The following is a 20,321-nucleotide window of genomic DNA, read 5'->3' as shown; positions in this document are numbered from 1 at the left end:
AAACTGAGCAAGGTTGACGGTACATATCTCAAGGAGCTGGAAAAACTGACCAAGTCGGAACTTTTGATACTCGATGACTTCGGACTGCAGGCCTTCGATAACCAGGATCGGGAAACATTGATGGATATCATAGACGATAGGCATGGCAAAAGATCCACCATAATATCTTCCCAGATACCGGTATCAGCCTGGTATGAAATCATCGGCGGTGAAGGGACTATCGCTGACGCAATACTGGACAGGATCGTAAACTCCTCGCATAGGATAGACCTGAAAGGTGAATCCTTAAGAAAAGGAATATTGAAAAAGGAATAATCACAGCTTTTTTATATAATTGTATGATCTTTTGAGTGGCACGGTTTGACCGAAATCACTGGCATCAACACTCCGAAATACCCAAAGGGAACATTGTTGTTGGCTATGTATGGATCTGTTGGCAAAACAGCTATTCTTGGAGTAGAGGCGTCAACAAATCAAGCAATATTAGGCATACGGGCAAAGGATAGTGAAATATTAAATATTAATTATTTGAAATTTTGGTTAGAATATAACCAAGAGTTTCTCTCTTCTCAAAGTAAAGGGGCAATCCTAAAGAATATCTCTCTTTCTGTTGTAGAAAAACAAAGAATAGATCTTCCTGATATTGAAACACAAAACAGAATAGTGGCTATTTTGGAAAAAGTGAAATCTATTATTTTTAAGCGCGAAGAAACCATTGCTAGATATGATGAGTTACTAAGAGCCATTTTTCTTGATACGTTTGGTAATCCTATAGAAAGACCAAATCGATGGAAATTATTAGATACTATTGGAAATAGTTTAACCAAATTGTCTTCTGGAACAAGTTATAGTGGAGAAGAAAATAAGCTTTTGGAAGATGATGAATTAGGTGTATTGAAAATAAGTGCTGTTACAAAAGGCTTTTTCAATGCGAATGAATTTAAGGCGGTCAAGAAAGATGTTATTAAGCGTCAAATCATTCATCCAAAAAAAGGTGATTTGCTTTTTAGCAGAGCAAATACACTAGAGTTGGTTGGTGCTACTTGTATTGTAGATACAGACTATGATAGTCTCTTTTTACCCGATAAGATATGGAAAGTTGAAACAGATGAATCTGTGATAAAAAAGACTTTTCTGCATTATGTATTGCAAAATAAGGATGTCAGAAAAACATTTTTATCAATTGCTACCGGATCAAGTGGTTCTATGCTTAATATTTCAATGGATAAATTCAAGAATATTATAATTCCATATCCACCAATAGAGTTACAAGAACAATTTGAAAAGACATATTTAAAATACACGAGATTAAAAGAAATACTAAAAAAATCACACCAACATATTTCTGAATTATTTAGTTCAATCTCGCAATTGGCTTTTAAAGGGGAATTAGATTTTAATACAGCGGTTGATTTAGAAATGTTATTGGAAAATGATTATACATTTTTTAAAGAAAATAGCAATAAAGAAACTATAAAACTATTGCTAAAAAGATTGGATAAACATGAGCTGAATGACAATAGGTTTTATGATCAAAGGCTTTATGATAAAGCAAAAGAATTTGTATTCGAACTTCTCAAAGAAGATAAAATAAAACAAGTCTTTGATAATGATTCCAAACGCGTGAAACTGACTGTTTAATGAAATTACTTAGGTTAAGAATAGAAAATAAAGAAGGATTTCGAAGCCTTCAACAGGGGTTTGAAATAAACTTTCATTCTTTGGCAGACACTGAAGCTATGGAGCATTTTCGTCCTTTTTGTTTTGCAGGATTAAACGGTAGTGGAAAGTCAAATGTATTAGAAGCACTGGCAAATATTTTTTATCATTTGGAAGTTTGTGTGGCCAGATATTTACCTCAGAGTATTCAAAATCCGGACAACTTTAAAAGAGCTGAATGTACACCAGATGCTTTCACATTAGAATATCTAATTGGTCAACATAATAGGAAATGTTATGCCCTTTACTATTTTGACAAAGTAACGATTATTAAAAAAGAAGGAAAAGAACCGCAAATGTTCATTCAATCTTTTCCGTTTGATGAATCAGTCGAAAGAAGGGAAGTCTCTTTAGTGCCTTCAAAAAATAAGGAATCCGCAGCAGAAGGAAAAACATATTTGCCTGCTCATATTATAGGGTATTCATCAGGAGAAAATGAGATCTTAAGTTTGCCATTTATAAAAAGTCGTTTAATCCATTTAGATGAATATTTACAAGCTATAAGAGACAATTATAATGATTATGATGAAGCAGAAAATAGTTTGATTTATATTGACAGTAATATGAGCCAAGCTGTACTTTTAACATGCTTACTGTTTGAGAAAGATGACGCTTTAGCCCCTCTTAGATCAGTAGATAATACAGGGATTTTAGGCTTGAGAAGCTTTAGAGTTAATATTCATCTTCACGATTTTGAATATGAGGATAATAAGGGAAAACTTCAAAAAAAGGAAATTATGGAACTGCTTGAACAAAGACAGCTTGATTTTCTAAAAAAATGCTCTACCTCGTGGTTTTTAGACTATAAAACAAATACCTTATCGTTGGACTTCTATGTTGATGAAGCAACTAAAGAAGCTTTTAGAAGTCATTTTAGTAATGCTTTAGAATGCTTTCATCTATTCCGTTTATTATACGAGCTAAATAACTATTTCATTGACGAAAAAACTAAAGCTGATGTGTATCGCTCCAAAGGTGTATATACAGATGGTAAACTACCAACACCAAGTCCATCCCAAGATGTATTTCACTTCTTAGATTTCTATATCACAAAAGAATTAAAGAAAACTGGAAAAAAAAAGGATTTGTTACTAAGAAGCTTTTCAGATGGAGAGCATCAATTTATTCACACTATGGGGATTTGTCTTTTGCTTAAAGATAGACGAACTCTGTTATTGTTAGATGAACCAGAAACCCATTTCAATCCAAGTTGGAGAGCAAAGTTTGTAAAGGTTTTGAATGATAGTATTGAAGCTGGAAATAAAGGAAATGATTTCAATGTACATTTGCTGAAAGATGTATTATTAACTTCTCATTCTCCTTTCATTATATCTGATTGTTTGCCTGATAATGTAATTCTGTTTGAGAAAGAGGAAAATGGAAAAACATCTGCTAAAAAAGTTTCAGAACTGGACAATGCTTTCAATACATATGGAACATCTGTTGAATTGATTTTAGATAAACTTTTTGATTATAATCAATCAATTGGAGATTTATCATTTTCAGAAATTGAAAAAATAAATATTGATGAAATAACTACACCAGAAGAAATTGCTAAAGCAAAAGCTACACTGACAAAATTTGGAGAGTCTATAGAAAAGGACATGGTATTATCTCAGCTGAATAGAAAACTTAAAGATAATCCAAATGTTAAGAACTTATAAACCATTAGATAATCATACCATTTTTATATACCAAACTCACGTCCAACAGTTGATTTGTAATGTTTGGTGTAATGCAGCTGATGGACAAAGTTGTCAAGATTTATTATCGGATGAATTTGAGCTTATATATTTAGCAAGAGATTGGGTAAAAATAGCGGTAGATGAAATCTACGAGATATGTAAGGAATTGACTGATGATGAAAGAGCTGCAATTCGTGAGGCATTCTTTGTCAATAATGATGTTGAATCTTTATGCGAAGGAGCATTCAGTCCAATTGAACTGAACACATTACATCCTGTAGTTACGGAAAGAATGAAACCTTTATTGGTCCGATTTTATAATGATCTAATTAGTTCGAGAGAAAAGCTAGTTTATTATAACAACCTAGTAGAAAATAATGAAAATTATGATTTTTGCCCTTGCTGTGGACTAAACAGAATTGAACGAAAAGAGTCACCTTTCAGAGAAGATAATGATCATTACTTACCTAAAGCAGAGTATCCTTTTGCTTCTGTAAACTTTAGGAATTTACCTCCTTTATGTAGTAAGTGTAATAAAAAATGGAAAACAGTAAAAAATCCTTTTGAAAACAAAAGGACATCATTTTATCCTTTTAAACCTTTAGATAATGAGTTCGAAGTTAACGTTAACATAAATGATTCGGATTCCACCAATTTTTCACTATTGAACCAAAGCGAAGTTTTAATTGGTTTCAATAATGACGCAGATAAAGTCGATACGTGGGACTGGTTATTTGGAATCAAAACAAGATACAATGAGGAAATAAGACAGTTTAGTTACTCTGAATTAAGACTGCTAAAATTTAAATTTGAAAAAAGTAGAAAGAGAAATCATAATCTAACCTATGCCGAAGTTGTGTCTGATGTTGTCGAAGAATACACTATGGACAGGTATGATGATAGAAAATTTTTAAAGGCCTCTTTCTTAAAAGAAATTCTGAATAAGCCTGAATGGTTGGCTGTATATCATGATTTATGAAATTGTATCGTCCTGAATGTATGCCTTCAAACTAATCAGGAGAAACCGCTAAGGAGTGTTTCTTGTTTATAAATCTATTAATTTTTGTTTGTGATATTGTGTTTTTCTGTTACTAATGACGTTTTTTTTCAATCGTTCTCCAACATGATTCTAATTCTAATGTCTTCCTTTCTATGTCTGACGCCAATACCTTATTGAATGTTTTATCAGGAACAAAAGAAAAGCTTATTAGTAGGTAATACTTAATTAGATGGTAGATCGGCGAATGGTTGTCCGATCACCTTCTTGCTGTGGTAGCCATGGTTAGTTGGCTAGAATCCGATTTTTAAATTTAATCTTAGTAGAACCGATAGTGCTACGGTTTCCCTTACAACTGGTATCTATCCGTGTTGTATTTTTATACAATATAATTTGTTTAACTGTTCGTTTTCAGCTATATTGAAGAATAACCGATTCATAAACTATAAGCTTTTCAAAAATTATGAAGAAACCACATGTCCTGCTCAACACCCGCATCCAAAAGAATGATTCGGTAAAGATGAAATACAACTACGGCTTCGGTGATGACAAGAAAGACAAAGAAGAAAATGAGAAACCTGATGACTATGTGCGAATAGGTCAAAACTTACAAAGATCCTATACAAAGTTTAATGCTGATAGAGCTCAAAGAACGGCACGTAGGAGTGTTTATTTAGAGGTACCACTTCACGTAGACTTCATTCGAATTAATTTTTTCGGACAGTTTGCCGTACATGATTACTTTGGTCGGTGGTATCAAGAGTTTGGACTGGAAGCAGTTGAAGTTACAAATTTCGGAACTTCTGTGTTGTTTGCTGTGACGGACAATAATATAGACAAGTTCAATGCATTTTTAACCGCGGTCGATTCTGTAATCCGTAATGGGCAAGATCATCAAGGTAGAAAATACCCCAAACTCATACACTATATACAAGATTTTGAACTGCTCACTTCAGAAGACATCATAAAAACAGATGTTACAGCAGACGTCTTTATTTTAAAGATAGCAGACCTTATGGTCCACAATCGTGAACTAGAGACTTTAATACAAAGTTTAGAAGACTATCTTAACACGCAGGGGATTGCGTATATCAAAAATAAAGAAATCGGTATTATCGAGATATACAATACCGAAGCGTTCAACTTAGAAGACATCATCGATAACTTCGATATCTTTTTACAGGTTACCTCAGGAAGAGCCACAATAATCCGCCCTAATGCGTTCAATGCACCAGATAGGGATTACGGATTCGAAATCGCTGCTGTAGATAATCTTCCTTTAGTAGGAGTTATAGATTCGGGGGTAGACGACCGTACACCTTTAGCGCCATTGATAGTGTTAGACGAAGACCTAAATCTGACTACCACATCAGTCCGAGAAGACAATGTAGATAGAGGGAGGGGACATGGTACGGCCGTAGCAGCTCTAGTAGCTTTAGGCGGAGAAGCGGTCAGTCGCGAATATAGAGGTATCCTTGCCCCACATTGTCGCTTGCTTCCTATCAAGATTATTGATAGCGATAACGCTGCAATATCGATCAGCCGTACCTTAGAGTTATTGACTATAGCCAAGCAAAAATATCCCCAGATCAAGATATTCACCTTGACCATTAACTTTCATCAAAGCAAGAAGTTTAACGAGCACTATTCAAGCTATGCATACGCGCTGGACAAATTTTCCTTCGAGAACGACTGTTTAATCTTTATATCAACAGGTAATAATTCGGATGCCATCTTTCGGACGAATGAAGCTTATGATACAGCGTATTTCGCCGAAGAGGAAGCCAACCTTTGCAGCCCAGCAGAATCGCTCAACAATGTGACTGTAGGAGCTTGTTCAGATTCTTTAGGTGTAGGAGGGCATATAGGTATAGCCAATGGACCAGAGTACCCTACGATTTATAGTCGCACAGGTCATTATCAACATGAGTTGCTCAAAGGCAGGGCCAAAGTCAACAAGACTTTATTCAAACCAGACCTCGTTATGGCGGGGGGTGATTATTGTTACGAGAGAGGTTGGCTTACCGATATAGGTGAGGGGAGTATGCTCTTACTCTCAGCAGATCCTACCGAGAGCTTCTATAGACTGTTCGGAACGAGTTTTGCCACTCCCTTAGCCGCCAACGTCGCTGTGCAGATCCAAAAACACTACCCTAATGTTAGTGCCTCCTCCATAAAAGCACTGATGCTCAACCATTGTTCAGACAAAACGATTGACGATTTAATTAGGGACAAACAGATGCTAGTGGGGCACGGATGTTTGCATACCGAGCGAGCTATCTATTCCGATAGCGATATGATCAATTTTATTGTAGAGGATACTATAGATAATGGGGATCTGAAGGTGATACCTTTGAACTTTCCTAAATATTTAGTGACAGATGATTTGAAGAAAAGAAATCGGATTTTAGGAGTTACAGCGACTATTTCCTACCAATTTCTTCCCATTAGAGAGAGTCAACTAGGCTATTGTCCCGTTTTGATAGCTTTTGGCTTCTTTAAAAATCATGAAGGGGCAGGTATTGTGATCAAAGAAAAAGATAATAAATCCAAACTGAAATCAGGACCACTGTGGAGCCAGAATAGTCGTTTCAAACAAAAGCCCAATCCCTTTTCCAATACTCAGAAATTAAGTTTTGTTGTCAATGTCGATGAATTGTTAGATGAAAGGGGCATATTTAAGATAGGAGTTCATTGCTTTACCCATCCGCAATTAAGACCAGGAGAGGATACAGCCTATCAAAAAGACAATAGATTTTCTATTGCTATAGCTATCGAAGAGACATTGAAAAAACCAACTGGAAAGCTGTATGATGAGATGTTGGCTATAAATGAAATAGAGAATATCTTATCTGCAGACCAAGACCTCGAGGCCGAAGCATAAAACAGTTCAAAAAAAAGCCTCGGCTTATTCAACGGCCAAGGCTTCTTTTTCCTGTATCAGCAGATCATGCCAGATCTGCGTATCTATCGTAGGCTTTATAGTCTTCTTATCCTTCATTGCGAAGAGGCTCCTCTTTATCGCATTGATCAGTGTCTTCTGTATACTGTAGTAGGAGAGACCCTGAGCCACTTCGATAAGCTTTTTTAGAGATACCTTACGGTCAAATCCAAACTGCCCCTCTTTCAGTACCAGTCTGATCAGTTCATGTATCTGTTGCTGATCCGGTAGCTCCAAAGAGATTGCCAGATCAAACCTACGCAACAGCGCTTCATCCAGCATGTCCTTTTGGTTGGTCGCACATACTACCATACTGCTTTGTGGCAGATAGTCGAAGAGCTGCAATATCGTATTCACCACGCGCTTCATCTCGCCATGATCCTGGCTATAGTCTCGTACCTTACCCAGCGAGTCAAACTCATCGATAAAGATGATACAATCCTCCTGTGCCGCCTTACGGAATATCTTTGCTAGGTTCTTGCTCGTCTCACCCAGTTTGGATGATACAATAGCACCCAGATTGACCACGATCATCATCTTTTGCAGTTCCCCTGCTATCACATACGAGGCCAAGGTTTTACCACAGCCCGATGGGCCATATAGCAGTAGCTTGTTCGATATCGGCAATTGATACTTAGATAACAGCTCGCTGTTGCGGTGCTCTTCTAGAAAGTTGACCAGTTTATCCTTAGCAGATGGCGTACACACCAGATTGTCCAGACTATAGTCCGATGTCAGTTTCTCCAGTATCAGCTCATCCGTCTCTCTGTCCTGTATCTGCTGGTAGTGCGATGGCGATCCCACCTTTTGCAGCGAGTTATGCTGCTGCTTGCGGATGCTATCCTTCAATAGTGACTGCAACTGTAGGGCAAAGTTTACCTTTTTACTATTCTTATTGTGCTCGATAAATTCGTTCAACGTGGACAATAGTTTCTCTTGGTCGTTTTCCAACCCAAAGCGTGCGATGTCTTTTATATAATCCTGTTGTCCCATTTTATCGATTGCTATCAATTCGCGACTGTAAAGGTACGAAATAGTTGAGTTCTACTAAACTCATTTAAGTTTACTTAATAAATTTAAGCAAATTGGGATCAATATACAATAGTACGGTATAATCATTTCAATTTGCCTAATTCTCCGTCGCCTTCCAATACTTTAACACCTTTTGTCTATTACAGGTCTAAAAAACCTTTTTCAGTTTATTGTAGTTTTCTAAAGTGAAGCTTACTATTTCCGAAACTACTATCTCTCTATCCGACCCCTTAATCATACGAAAGGTACCTTCTTTGCTAAAGTCATTTAATTTCACATCTACACCTTTGATGTTATCCCATTGCATAGTACTCAGATTACCTAGAGTAAAGCCTTTGGAATCACTTACGATCTGCATCGAGTTACCGTTCAGAACAAAAGTCAGAATCAGCATATGCGTCGATCTACCCTTACTATGCGCTACTTTCGTAACACTTTCTGGATCAGGTCTAGATACTACATTACAGTTTTCCTGTTGCTCCAAAGCATAGGCCAATTCGTTAAAAAAGTCATCTATCGTATGCCACTTTACATGATTGAATATCGGAGCCATATCACTTGTGAAAAATTTGTCACTATTTTCTAGTTCCCAAGCAATATCAATCTTATCCGAAATTACAGCTTGATTCTTTAAAACCTGAGGAACCTCGCTCGTCAGTCTTATCACCAGTTGTCTATATTGCCGGATGTCAGTACTCAGTTTTGGAGACGTATTATCGATCATTGCAGCACACTGCTCCAAACATTTGCTGATATGGTCGATGTAGGAGATTATCTTTGGTTCAATTGGCAACATGCCGATGCTTTCCTTCGTAGGGTGGTGTCCAGCCAATGTAAGGTACGCTACCTGTCTCACATTTCTTTTTAAGTCCGTGTCATCACCTTTTTTATTTATGCCGTTAGATACCGTATTGTAATATCTTTCTAGCTGACCTTTATAACCGACCTTGATGTCAGATGCACCATCACCAACTTCATCAACCGTGTCCTTATGGTTGCTATCTCCGGCGTAAATTTTATTTTCAATGATAACAGCATTACACTTTTCCGAATAAGTATTGAACAAAGAAGTACCAGATACATTAGTCTTATATAGGTTAAAATCTATATGCATTTTAATTATTAAGTCCATGTGACGTCAATTGGGCCTTATTATTATTTTATCGTAAATATGTAGGATTACTCATTAGGACATTTTTGCGATAATATTTTAGCTATACATGGGGATAGTAACAGCCCAAAATGCTAAAAGATATGATCAATCAGTTATGTACATCCGGAAGATTTGGACTTTGTCATGAATGCTGAAGAGGCTACCTTGTAGAAAATAGCGGATGTTGGTTTTAAGAATCATCATTACCTGAAGACTTCCTATAATTTTCGGATGCGAATACATGATGGAAGCTATCATTTGTTTCATCATCAATCCATAAGATTGGCTAAGGACATACAGTATATTACAAAAAGTAATTATTATATCGTGTTGGTAACGGGATTCGGTAAGCGAAATGATTATTTTTAGATCCATCTCTCAAAGGATGAAAACCCATCGGTGGTCACAAAGTTATCAAAGCGTGAGTTGGAAGTATTGGATTTATTAGCCAAAGGATTAACGAGTAGGCAAATTGCAGATACGCTATTCATTTCAGTACAAACTGTTCACGTACATCGTAAAAAGCAACCAATACCGGTGCATATTTATACTCAACGTGTGACATATTTCTGTTGTTTTTCTTAAACGTACAAAAAATAACCTGCAAGCTTGGAATGTCTATGTATTGTTTAGCATAAGAATTTGTTTGGTGAGTCTGATTGTATCGTAAAGGGGATTTGAAGCCCGAGGATGTTGAAGCCGTTGTTGTATTTAATAACTTCTTGAAAATAACGTGTTAATAAATTATTAAATTTTAATCTAAATTTTGAAAGTAAAAAAAATAAACATAGTTTTACAACCACAGTACACTACAGTATTGATTGTTTTAGCGATTGCATGTTCGAATTATAAATAAACCTAATATAAAACTACATTTTCTAAAATGAATAAGACTAAATGGAAAAACTATTCACTGCTTTTAGGCGCTTTCCTGCTTCAGCAACTTGCTTTAGGACAACAGGGAGCGGGGCAGGGGCTGGTTAAAGATGAACAAGGTGTTCCTATTAAGGGGGCAACTGTAAAAGTTGTCGGAACGGCTAAAACTTTCAAAACAGACGAGAAAGGTGTTTTCAAATTCAGTGATCTCCCTGTTGGGGCCACACTTTTGCTTTCTTTTGTTGGGTATCAAAATCAGGAAGTTGTCCTTAAAGATGCAAATGGATTTACGGTAATGTTAGTGCCGAAAGATAACTTGCTTGAAGAGGTGGTTGCTGTTGGATATGGTACGGTCAAAAAGAAAGACCTTACCGGTTCTGTGTCTTCGATATCGGCAAAGGAACTCCAAGCTTTTCCAAATGCCACCGTCGCTCAGGCTATGCAGGGGAGAGCTGCTGGGGTGCAGGTACAACAGAACTCAGGGCAACCGGGGGCTGGAATTCAGATCCGTATTCGCGGTGCAAATTCTGTTCGTGGAGACAACGAGCCTTTATGGATAATTGATGGTTTTCCGGGCAACTCCAATATGTTAAACACTAGCGATATTGAAAATATCGAAGTGCTCAAAGATGCTTCCGCAACAGCGATCTATGGGTCTCGTGGAGCTAACGGTGTAGTGATAGTAACAACTAGAAAAGGGAAGGCAGGACAAACAAGAGTTGAATATAATGGAAACTATACCGTCCAATCGGTACGAAAGAAGTTGGATTTACTCGATGCAAAAGGGTACATGCAATTAATGAATATTCAGCAAAAAAATGATAATGGTGGAGAATTCTTTTCGGCCGAAGATATTGCAAATGCTTCGCAGTATGATTGGCAGGATTTATTGTTTCAATCGGCTCCTCTACATGATTACAACATAGCGGTGTTAGGAGGGAACGATAAAACTAAGTTTTCGCTTTCTTCTGCTATTTATGATCAAAAGGGGGTTGTAAGGAATAATAGTTTTCAACGTATTAATGTGCGAGGAACCATAGATCATCAAATTAATCCTAAGGTTAGCGTCTTTATGAATACTTTGTTAAACAAATCGCATAGTAAAAATGGATATCCTAGCGCTGGTCTTCGTGGAGGATCGCTGATGAGCGCTATTCCAGGTGCATTACCTACTGTGGGACCTTATCTTGAAGATGGATCTTACCGTTTGTTGAATTCTACTTATCCGTTTGTATCAGATGGTCTTATTAATCCTATTGCATACATTAATGAGGTTTCTAGCAAGTGGATGGCAAATAGGGTAATATTAAATGGTGGATTGCGCTATTCTCCGTTAAAGGATCTAACCTTTAATTTGGGTGCAAACTTGACTAATGTTGATTCGAGATCGGACAATTATACAAGTAGTAAATATCCAGAGTCTATTGGCAAAGCGGCTATAGATTTAGGTAATACGAGTGAGTATAATGGTTCTGCGACCGTAGAGTACAAAAACGCATGGAATGAAAAACATCAGTTTTTAGCTTTGGTGGGCACTACTGCTGATATGTACATCGCGCGTCCGGTATCTTTGTCCGGTTCTGGTTTTTTGAGCGATGTATACGAGACCGATAACATTGGTTCGGCGTCTATTATCAATACACCCAGTTCAGGATACACCAAATGGACCATGCTATCTTATCTCGGAAGAATTAATTATGATTTTGATGAACGCCTATTATTTACAGCTAGTTTACGTGCCGATGGTTCTTCTCGGTATAGTACAGGTAACAAGTGGGGGTATTTCCCATCCGCTGCGCTAGCTTATCGGTTGTCCGAAGAAGAGTTTGTCAAAACCCTGGGTTTTGTGAATGATTTAAAACTGAGATTGGGTTATGGCCAAACAGGTAGTACTGCAATAGACCCCTATTATACGCTGAATATGCTTGCAGGGTCTAAGGCTGTCTTCAATGATAATCTTTTTAATGCCTTTGCGCCAGGTAATAGGTTGCCCGCTAATCTGAAATGGGAAACAACCGAGCAGACAAATTTCGGAATTGATTTTTCTGTCTTGAAGGATAGGCTGCGGTTTACAGCCGACTATTATGTGAAGAATACGCGTGACTTATTAAATGCAGTGCAGTTACCAAGATCTCTTGGTTACGTAACCACCATACAGAATATAGGACAAATGCAGAACAAAGGTTTCGAGTTTTTGATTGATGCAAGAGTATGGGACACAGATTTTAAATGGAATCTCACTACCAATTTTTCATTTAATAAGAATAAGGTTAAGAAGTTGTACGAAGGACAAGATATACTGGGGAGTACTTTAAATATTACGATATTGAATGATAATTTGAATCTCGTTCGTGAAGGACAGCCTATGGGGGTATTCTATGGGTATGTAGAGGATGGTTACACGGATGTGGGTAAGATAAAGTATAAGGATCTGAATGCAGATGGTAAGATAACGACGGCTGATAAAACTTATATAGGTAATCCTAATCCTAAATTTACCTATGGACTTAATTCAAATATGACCTATAAGAATTTCGATTTGTCTGTTTTTGTACAGGGGTCTAAAGGAAATGATATTTATAGCTTGAGTATGGCGGCACAGACTATGGATTTTGGACAAGGGTTGAATACATTACGTGAAGTTTTAAATAGTAATTGGACAGCAGAAAATACCAATACAATGTATCCCAAAATAAGTCGTACAAGTTCAACGATGATGTCGGATCGTTTTGTTTATGATGGATCCTACTTACGACTTAAGAATGTCCAACTTTCTTATAATGTACCTTCGGTATGGCTGGGTGAGAAGGCGATAAAAAGGTTACAGTTTTATGTGAGCGGCCAAAACTTATTAACTATTTCAAAATACCCTTGGTTTGATCCTGAGGTAAATACAAAAGGTGGTGCTAATTCTCTGAATCAAGGTATAGATCATTATGCTTACCCTGTGGCAAAATCATTTTCGTTTGGTGTAAAATTAGGGCTTTAATAACGATTATTATGAAATTAAAATTCTTTCCTTTTATAATGGCCCTTCTTATTACAGGGGCATGCAAAGATTTCTTGGATGAGTCTCCGAAAGAAATCGCTTCTGAAAATTTTTACAATACGGCCGCTGAAATGGAATCTGCGGTTATGGCTACATATGTTCCTTTACAGGCAAATCAAGCCGTTTTTGGTCGGCATTACCATACTATTCAGATGTCTCAGTTGGATTACGGTTATGGACGAGGATCGTATGCCTCTGTAACGGATTTCAATGGGCTAGATGCAACGAATGTAAATCGTGTAGGAGATATGTGGACTAATTTTTACCTCTCCATTCGTAACGCAAACCTTGTTGTTGCAAATAAGCAGCGTGCCTTGGATAACGGCGTAAGTGAAACTGAAGTTCAAAAGTTAGTTGCTGAGGCTAAATTTATGCGAGCATTATGCTATTTTTATTTGGTGAGGCATTGGTCTGGTGTGCCTATTCGAACAGAAACTAATATGGGGCAAGCTGATTTAGCAAGAGCCACCGAACAAGAGGTCTATGCACAGATAGAAAATGATCTTAAGGAGGCCGAAACGCTTTTGCCTGAAGTACAAACATTGATTGGGAGGGCTACCAAGTGGGCTGCTAAAACAATGTATGCCGATGTTCTTGTAAACCTTAAACGCTGGGAAGAGGCGATGAATAAAGCCAAGGAAGTTATTGATGCGAATCAATTTGCATTATTACAAGTTACAAAATCGGACGATTATTACAAGATATTTGGACCGGATGTGATCAATACCAAGGAGGAGATATTTTATATTAAATTTACAGGAACTAAACCTAGCAATTTTGTTTTCATGCTACACCATCCTAAATCTCCATACTACGGCGGTGACGGAGCTTATGGATTGTATACGGATAGTGTTAAAAATAAAGAGATCGTACAGTGGGATCCAAATGATTTGAGAAAGAAATACAATTTGTATAATATGGACATAGGCCTGGGGTCGAAAACGACGATGCTTTATAAGAAGTTTATTGAGCCTGATAAAACTTTGGGCTTGAGTACTGATTACCCAATATATAGATACGCTGATTTGCTCTTGCTTTTTGCGGAAGCATCCTGTCAAGTTGAGGGTAAAGGTACAGCTGATGCTTTAGAAGCTGTTAATAAGTTGCATCGAAGAGCTTATGGCTTAAACACGGAAGTCCCTTCCGTAAAGGATTTTAGTTTAGTTCAGTATCCTTCAAAAGAAGGATTTCTGGATCTGCTGGATAGGGAAAGAATGTATGAGCTTTTTTGTGAAGGTAAGCGATTTTTGGAATTAAAACGTACCGGCCGATTAGAGGCTGCTATTTTAAAGAATCATAATAAAACTGTAGCTCAAAAACATCTGTTGTGGCCAATTCCAAATGCTGAGTATTTTTATAATAAGGCAATTGATGAAACAAAGGATCAAAATCCTGGATATTAAATTTAAAATATAAAATGAATAAGAAAAAGTTGTTAACGGTAGGTTTGAGCCTTTTGTGCACGATGTCTGGTTTTGCGCAGTACCGCGAAGTGATGTGGGAAAAGTTTAATAGCATTTCGCCTAATATGCTCACTATCGGCAAAGTGGAAAATATACAGACGGACAAGATAGCAGATTCATACTGGTCTATCGGTTGCGAAACATTGGATCGCAACTATGCCGACTATAATGCATACAAAAGTTATCTGTCTGAGCTAGGAGCTAAACATGCTCGTATACAGAGCGGCTGGGCCAAGTGTGAGCCTAAAAAAGGGAAATACGATTTTGAATGGCTTGATGTAATCGTAACGGATATGAAAGCCAGGCATGTGCAGCCCTGGATGGTATTATGTTACGGTAATCCTATTTATAGCTCAAATGAGAAACTGGGAGCCAAGATTTTTACCGACAAGGAAACCATGGACGGCTGGTTGAACTATGTGCGTCAAACCGTGAAGCGCTATAAGCACCAGATTAAGGAGTGGGAGGTGTGGAATGAACCGAACCTAGGCGATAATCTTAAATATCCTGATGCCTACGCTAACTTGTTGATGAAGACTGTCGAGGTTATTAAGTCGGAACAACCCGATGCCGTCATTATGGCGTTCGCGCTTTCGGGAAACCTGTCTCTTAAATTTACGAAGGATGTCTATGAAATCCTGAAAGCCAACAACAAGGTAGATATTGTGGATTACCTTACTTTTCACCCCTATATGAATAACCCAGATGAGGCTAGGTATAATATAGATGCGTTAACCAAGCTAGCGAAATCTTATAATCCAAAAGTAAAGCTTTTTCAGGGAGAGAATGGTTGTCCGTCGGTTTTAGAATGGGGACACGCGTTGAATCAGCATCCTTGGTCGGAAATTAGTCAGGCAAAATGGTTTTTAAGACGTATGGCTAATGATTGGTCATTCGGAATCAGGTCTTCGATATTCACCTTGGTGGATCTTCAGTATTTTAACATGCACCAGTCTTTTGGTTTGTTGCGTACTAATCTTGAAAAGAAGATAGTCTACAAACGTCCTAGTTATTACGCAGTCAAAAATATGATCAATCTATTTCCGACAGAAATAACCGCTTCGGGAAGATTGGCCTATAAGGCAAATACGTTTAAAAGTATCGCAATTGAAGGTGTGAAAAAAGATAATCAGCTTATTGGTGCCTTGATGTGGTACGATGATAAAGTGCCTTCAGATGATCTCGAATGGGATCGTTTAGATATTGAGATTAAGGATTTGCCGTTAAAAGATCCTGTTTTGGTTGATGTCGTTACCGGTAAGGTTTATGATATGAACAAACAATTGTATCGCAATATGGGTACTGCCATCAAATTAAGAGATTTTCCGGTTTGGGATAGTCCGATGTTGCTTGTGGAAAGAGCGCATGTGCAATTGCAAAAAGGAGCTGACCAGGGGCAGGATAAATCTAATGATAAAGAGGAATTAGGAATATTATAAAAAAAATGAGGTTTAAAAATAAAGTTGTAGTTGTAACCGGAGCAAGCCAGAATACAGGAGTTGCGATTGCTAAGCGGTTTTTGGAAGAGGGGTCTAAGGTGTTGATCAACTCCAATGTGAAAGATGATTTGCAAGAAGTTTATAAAGAATTAAGCGTGCACTATAAAGATAGCGTTATGCAATACGTGGCTGATATATCTGATGAAGCGCAGGTTTCAGCTATGTTTAAGGCGCTAGATGAAGCTTATGGTCGTATCGATATACTTGTAAATAATGCCTGTCACCAAGGTATAGGGCCAACATTTGAAGAAATACCGACCTCTTTTTTCTGGAATGTTCTTCAAGTTAACCTTCAGGGTACTTTCATGATGTCCCAACAGGCGGTTTCCCGGATGTTGAAGCAGGAAAACAAAGGGGTGATTGTAAATATGGGTTCGAACGTATCTAAACGCGCCATACACAACAGAGCAGCCTATGTTGCGAGTAAATCAGGGATCGACGGTCTTACCAAAGCAATGGCTATCGATTTAGGGCCTAAGGGTATTCGTGTAAACACCGTCGCACCGGGCTATATTTTTACTAATCGTTGGGAGGTGTTGGACGAAGCTATTAAAGAGAGAAGACGGACAAATATACCATTGGGGGTAGAAGCCTACGGGAAAGATATTGCTGATGCGGTTTTGTTTTTGGCGTCGGATGAAGCTAAAGTGATCAATGGTTCGCGTTTAGTTGTAGATGGTGGTTGTTCGGCACAGCATATGCCAATAGATGTGGATTTTTAATGAAGTTGATTTATGAAAGTTACTAAAATTACGACGGCTATATGCCATGCTTATAGAACAAATTGGGTATTTCTAAAAGTACATACCGATTCGGGGATTTACGGGGTTGGAGAAGCAACCCTAGAGATGCGCGAGAAGACTGTTGAGGCTGCTATCATGGAGTTAGAACGTTATCTGGTAGGGCGCGACCCGCATGATGTGGAGGCCTTTTGGCATGATGCGTATAGAGATTCCTATTGGCGGGTAGGGCCGGTGTTAATGAGCGCTCTGTCTGCGGTAGAAATGGCACTTTGGGATATCAAGGGTAAAGATTTGGGCGTGCCTGTCTATAAGTTGTTAGGAGGAAAAGTGAGAGATAAAGTACCTTGTTATGCTAACGGATGGTTCGCTGGTTCCAAAACGCCGGAGGAGTTTGCTGAAAAGGCCAAGATAGCTGTCGGCAATGGATTCACTGCCTTGAAGTGGGATCCTTTTGGTTCGGAATATATGAATATCTCGCCGAAGGTATTTTATCAGGCTTTGGAATGTGTGGAAGCGGTAAAAGGGGCTGTAAAAGGAAAGGCAGATCTACTCATAGAAGGACATGGTCGTTTTAATATCCCTTCGGCTATTCGTATTGCGAATGCATTGGCTGAATTCGATGTGCTTTGGTTTGAAGAGCCTATTCCACCAGATCACAGAGAGGGTCTTGCTGAGGTCAGAAAAAAATCAAAGGTGCCCATTGCTGCAGGAGAAAGACTGTATAATCGTTATGAGTTTAATGAATTTTTACGCTATGGTTGTGCTGACTTTTGGCAACCAGATATTTCCCATGCGGGTGGTATAGGCGAACTTAAGAAAATAGCCGCTATGGCCGAAACGCATTATATACCCATCTGTCCGCACAATCCTAGTGGGCCGATTGCGAATGCGGCGACATTGCAACTAGCCGCTTGTACACCTAATTTTTATCTTTTAGAGACCATGTCGTCTGATGTCGCTTATAGAAAAGATATCTGTAACGAGGAAGTGTTTTTCGAAAATGGATTTATGAAAATTAACGATAAACCGGGGTTAGGGATTGATTTCTTCGAAGAGGAGATTGAAAAATACCCGTACATTCCACGTAATTTGCGTCATTATCAGGGTGATCTTACCGATATACGTCCTGCCGATTCAACAAGTTATTTTAAATAATATCAACCATGGTGAATACGGAGAAAACAGGCTACAAGTGGGAAGTGCTAGCACTACTATGGGTAGCATTTTTATTTAACCAGGCGGATCGACAGGTTTTCAATATCGTACTACCATTGCTAAGGGAAGACCTAGGTCTTACCGACGTAGGGGTAGGGGCTATTGCTACCCTGTTCAATTTGGTGTATGCACTTTTCGTGCCGATAGCGGGCTACGTCGGTGATAGATACAGTAAAAAGTGGATCGTCGTAGCTAGTATTCTGTTTTGGAGCGCAGCGACGTTGTCTACGGGCTTTGCTACCGGATTGGTTATGCTTATTCTTTTGCGTAGTATTGCAACAGGTGGAGGTGAAGCTTTTTTTGGCCCACCAAATTATTCGCTTTTAGCGCAGTATCATACTAAAACCAGGGCTTTTGCGATGTCTATTCACCAGACATCCTATTACCTAGGTATCATTTTGAGTGGTCTGGCAGCCTCTTATATCGCTGAGCGATGGGGCTGGCGTTATTCATTTTATATCTTCGGTTTGTTGGGGCTGATCCATGGGATCGTTATGATATTCAGGCTTAAAGATAAACCTGTAGAGGCCAATAATGCTGTTTCCCAAGAAAAAATGCCATCCTTGTTAGATGGATTTAAGATCGTGTTTGGGACACCAACTGCTCTTATACTTACTATCGGTTTTAGCTGCTTAATTTTTGGCTTGACGGGATACCTAACCTGGATGCCAACTTATCTCTATGAAAATTTTAGTCTCTCGCTATCTCAAGCTGGATTTCATTCGATGGTATATACACATGTGTTTGCTTTCATCGGTGTGATATTAGCCGGAAAGCTTTCTGATAAGTTGGCGGTAAAAGATAAACGTTATCGTATACTTTTACAGAGTATGGGATTGTTGCTGGCCTGCCCATTTATCATATTAATGGGTAATGCGCAAAGTCTGACATGGATTTATATCGGTTTTGCGGGCTTTGGTTTCATGCGTGCTTTTTTTGATGCTAATACGTATTCTGTATTGTATGATGTAGTTCCGGCACGCTATCATTCCAGTGCATCAGGGGTGATGATTATGACGGGTTTTTTTATAGGTTCTTTTTCTCCCGTTGTATTGGGGTATATTAAACCTATTTTCGGCTTGTCTATGGGATTCTCGTTTTTAGCGGGAGTTTGGATTTTCGGTGCTATAGTATTATGGGTAGCCTACCGCTTTTATATGAAAAGAGATCTGGCTAAGGTGGAAACATGTTAGCATAGAGTGTGTGATCAAATGTTGGGGGCTGTTGTGATTACAGCCCCTTTTTGTAGCAAATCTTGAAATTTTGGATAATTAGGAAGTTAAGTGCGCTATAGCCTCACCGACTTGGGTAAAGTGATCTCCTTTATCCGTTGTATAATTCTCATTCAATCGATCAATCCATAGGCTTCGCAGACCAGCAATTTTGGCGCCGCAATAGTCAAGGGTATAACTGTTTCCGATATACGTGCACTGCGAAGGTGCTAGCCCCGCTCGATCACATGCTTGCTGAAAGATTTCTGTATCTGGTTTTGCTGCTCCAATATCTTCAGAAATAACAATGATACTAAAATAAGAAGCTATAGCGTTATTGGTTAGTTTAAAATATTGATCTGCGCTAACGCCATTGCTTATAATTCCTAAAGGCATGGTTTTAATCTTTTCTAAACTCTCGCTCACATCCGGGAAAAGTAAACAATTTTTTAGGTACAGTTGATGATATATAGGATAAAGTTGAGTAGCTGTGTCTTCATCCAGTTCATCCCCATGGGTACTCCAAAATGCCTGCAGGCGTTGCACCCGTTGTTCTTGTAGTGTTATTTGTTTTTTGAAGAACCGTTCTAAAAATGCTTCTGTGATGTTAAACCAGTGCACTTTTGCAAGTTCGCGGTCCTGAATGTCCAGCCCATGCTGCTCTGCAAGAGCTAAAATAGCACTGTTGTGGGCTGCTACACTATCCGTTAAGGTATCATCTATATCAAAAAATATCAT

The 20,321-nt window shown here is 38.3% G+C and carries 15 protein-coding genes; 12 read left to right on the top strand and 3 right to left on the bottom strand.

What is annotated here, in order from left to right:
* The 5 genes from M472_RS24570 to M472_RS24555 form a co-directional block, all read left to right on the top strand.
* On the top strand, positions 1–315 hold a 315-nt coding region (locus M472_RS24570; protein WP_021068468.1), incomplete at its 5' end, for an ATP-binding protein.
* 45 nt (positions 316–360) lie between these two features.
* Positions 361–1,641: a restriction endonuclease subunit S gene (locus M472_RS0122325; protein WP_021068467.1), complete on the top strand. Its 1,281-nt coding sequence runs from the start codon at positions 361–363 to the stop codon at positions 1,639–1,641.
* Positions 1,641–3,383 carry a restriction system-associated AAA family ATPase gene (locus M472_RS24565; protein ID WP_021068466.1) on the top strand — a complete coding sequence of 581 codons (1,743 nt, stop codon included), beginning with the start codon at positions 1,641–1,643 and terminating at the stop codon, positions 3,381–3,383. Before M472_RS0122325 ends, M472_RS24565 begins: the two co-directional genes overlap by 1 nt.
* Positions 3,367–4,383 (top strand): hypothetical protein, encoded by a 1,017-nt coding sequence (locus M472_RS24560; protein WP_021068465.1) that lies wholly within the window; start codon positions 3,367–3,369, stop codon positions 4,381–4,383. Before M472_RS24565 ends, M472_RS24560 begins: the two co-directional genes overlap by 17 nt.
* Before the next feature lie 481 nt (positions 4,384–4,864).
* The gene (locus M472_RS24555; protein ID WP_021068464.1) at positions 4,865–7,285 is read left to right on the top strand and encodes a S8 family peptidase; all 2,421 of its coding nucleotides are present in this window, start codon (positions 4,865–4,867) and stop codon (positions 7,283–7,285) included.
* A 24-nt stretch (positions 7,286–7,309) separates the two neighbouring features.
* Here M472_RS24555 and M472_RS24550 read toward each other — a convergent pair whose 3' ends face one another.
* On the bottom strand, positions 7,310–8,335 hold the full coding sequence (locus M472_RS24550; protein WP_021068463.1) for an AAA family ATPase: 1,026 nt from the start codon (positions 8,333–8,335) through the stop codon (positions 7,310–7,312).
* A 187-nt stretch (positions 8,336–8,522) separates the two neighbouring features.
* Positions 8,523–9,488, bottom strand: a complete 966-nt coding sequence (locus M472_RS24545) for a PD-(D/E)XK nuclease family protein (protein ID WP_158499860.1) — start codon at positions 9,486–9,488, stop codon at positions 8,523–8,525.
* Positions 9,489–9,926: 438 nt separating this feature from the next.
* Between M472_RS24545 and M472_RS45935 the strand changes: the two genes are divergently transcribed.
* The 7 genes from M472_RS45935 (at position 9,927) to M472_RS24510 (ending at position 19,565) form a co-directional block, all read left to right on the top strand.
* Positions 9,927–10,112, top strand: coding sequence for a LuxR C-terminal-related transcriptional regulator (locus M472_RS45935; RefSeq protein ID WP_394330223.1), 186 nt, complete (start codon positions 9,927–9,929; stop codon positions 10,110–10,112).
* A 298-nt stretch (positions 10,113–10,410) separates the two neighbouring features.
* Positions 10,411–13,392: a SusC/RagA family TonB-linked outer membrane protein gene (locus M472_RS24535; RefSeq protein ID WP_021068460.1), complete on the top strand. Its 2,982-nt coding sequence runs from the start codon at positions 10,411–10,413 to the stop codon at positions 13,390–13,392.
* 11 nt (positions 13,393–13,403) lie between these two features.
* Entirely contained in the window at positions 13,404–14,855 is a 1,452-nt protein-coding gene (locus M472_RS24530; RefSeq protein ID WP_021068459.1) for a RagB/SusD family nutrient uptake outer membrane protein, read from the top strand.
* 14 nt (positions 14,856–14,869) lie between these two features.
* Positions 14,870–16,354 carry a beta-galactosidase gene (locus tag M472_RS24525; RefSeq protein WP_081643072.1) on the top strand — a complete coding sequence of 495 codons (1,485 nt, stop codon included), beginning with the start codon at positions 14,870–14,872 and terminating at the stop codon, positions 16,352–16,354.
* A 5-nt stretch (positions 16,355–16,359) separates the two neighbouring features.
* Positions 16,360–17,136 (top strand): SDR family NAD(P)-dependent oxidoreductase, encoded by a 777-nt coding sequence (locus M472_RS24520; RefSeq protein WP_021068457.1) that lies wholly within the window; start codon positions 16,360–16,362, stop codon positions 17,134–17,136.
* A 12-nt stretch (positions 17,137–17,148) separates the two neighbouring features.
* The gene (gene dgoD / locus M472_RS24515; RefSeq protein WP_021068456.1) at positions 17,149–18,312 is read left to right on the top strand and encodes a galactonate dehydratase; all 1,164 of its coding nucleotides are present in this window, start codon (positions 17,149–17,151) and stop codon (positions 18,310–18,312) included.
* Between the two features lie 8 nt (positions 18,313–18,320).
* Positions 18,321–19,565 carry an MFS transporter gene (locus tag M472_RS24510; RefSeq protein ID WP_021068455.1) on the top strand — a complete coding sequence of 415 codons (1,245 nt, stop codon included), beginning with the start codon at positions 18,321–18,323 and terminating at the stop codon, positions 19,563–19,565.
* 78 nt (positions 19,566–19,643) lie between these two features.
* Here the strand turns inward: M472_RS24510 and M472_RS44295 are convergent, their stop codons facing one another.
* Positions 19,644–20,321, bottom strand: coding sequence for an HAD family hydrolase (locus tag M472_RS44295; protein WP_021068454.1), 678 nt, complete (start codon positions 20,319–20,321; stop codon positions 19,644–19,646).

Source organism: Sphingobacterium paucimobilis HER1398, assembly GCF_000416985.1.
Lineage (GTDB): Bacteria > Bacteroidota > Bacteroidia > Sphingobacteriales > Sphingobacteriaceae > Sphingobacterium > Sphingobacterium paucimobilis.
Note: the sequence above shows the minus strand (reverse complement) of the source record. Positions and strands in the feature narration are given on the sequence as shown.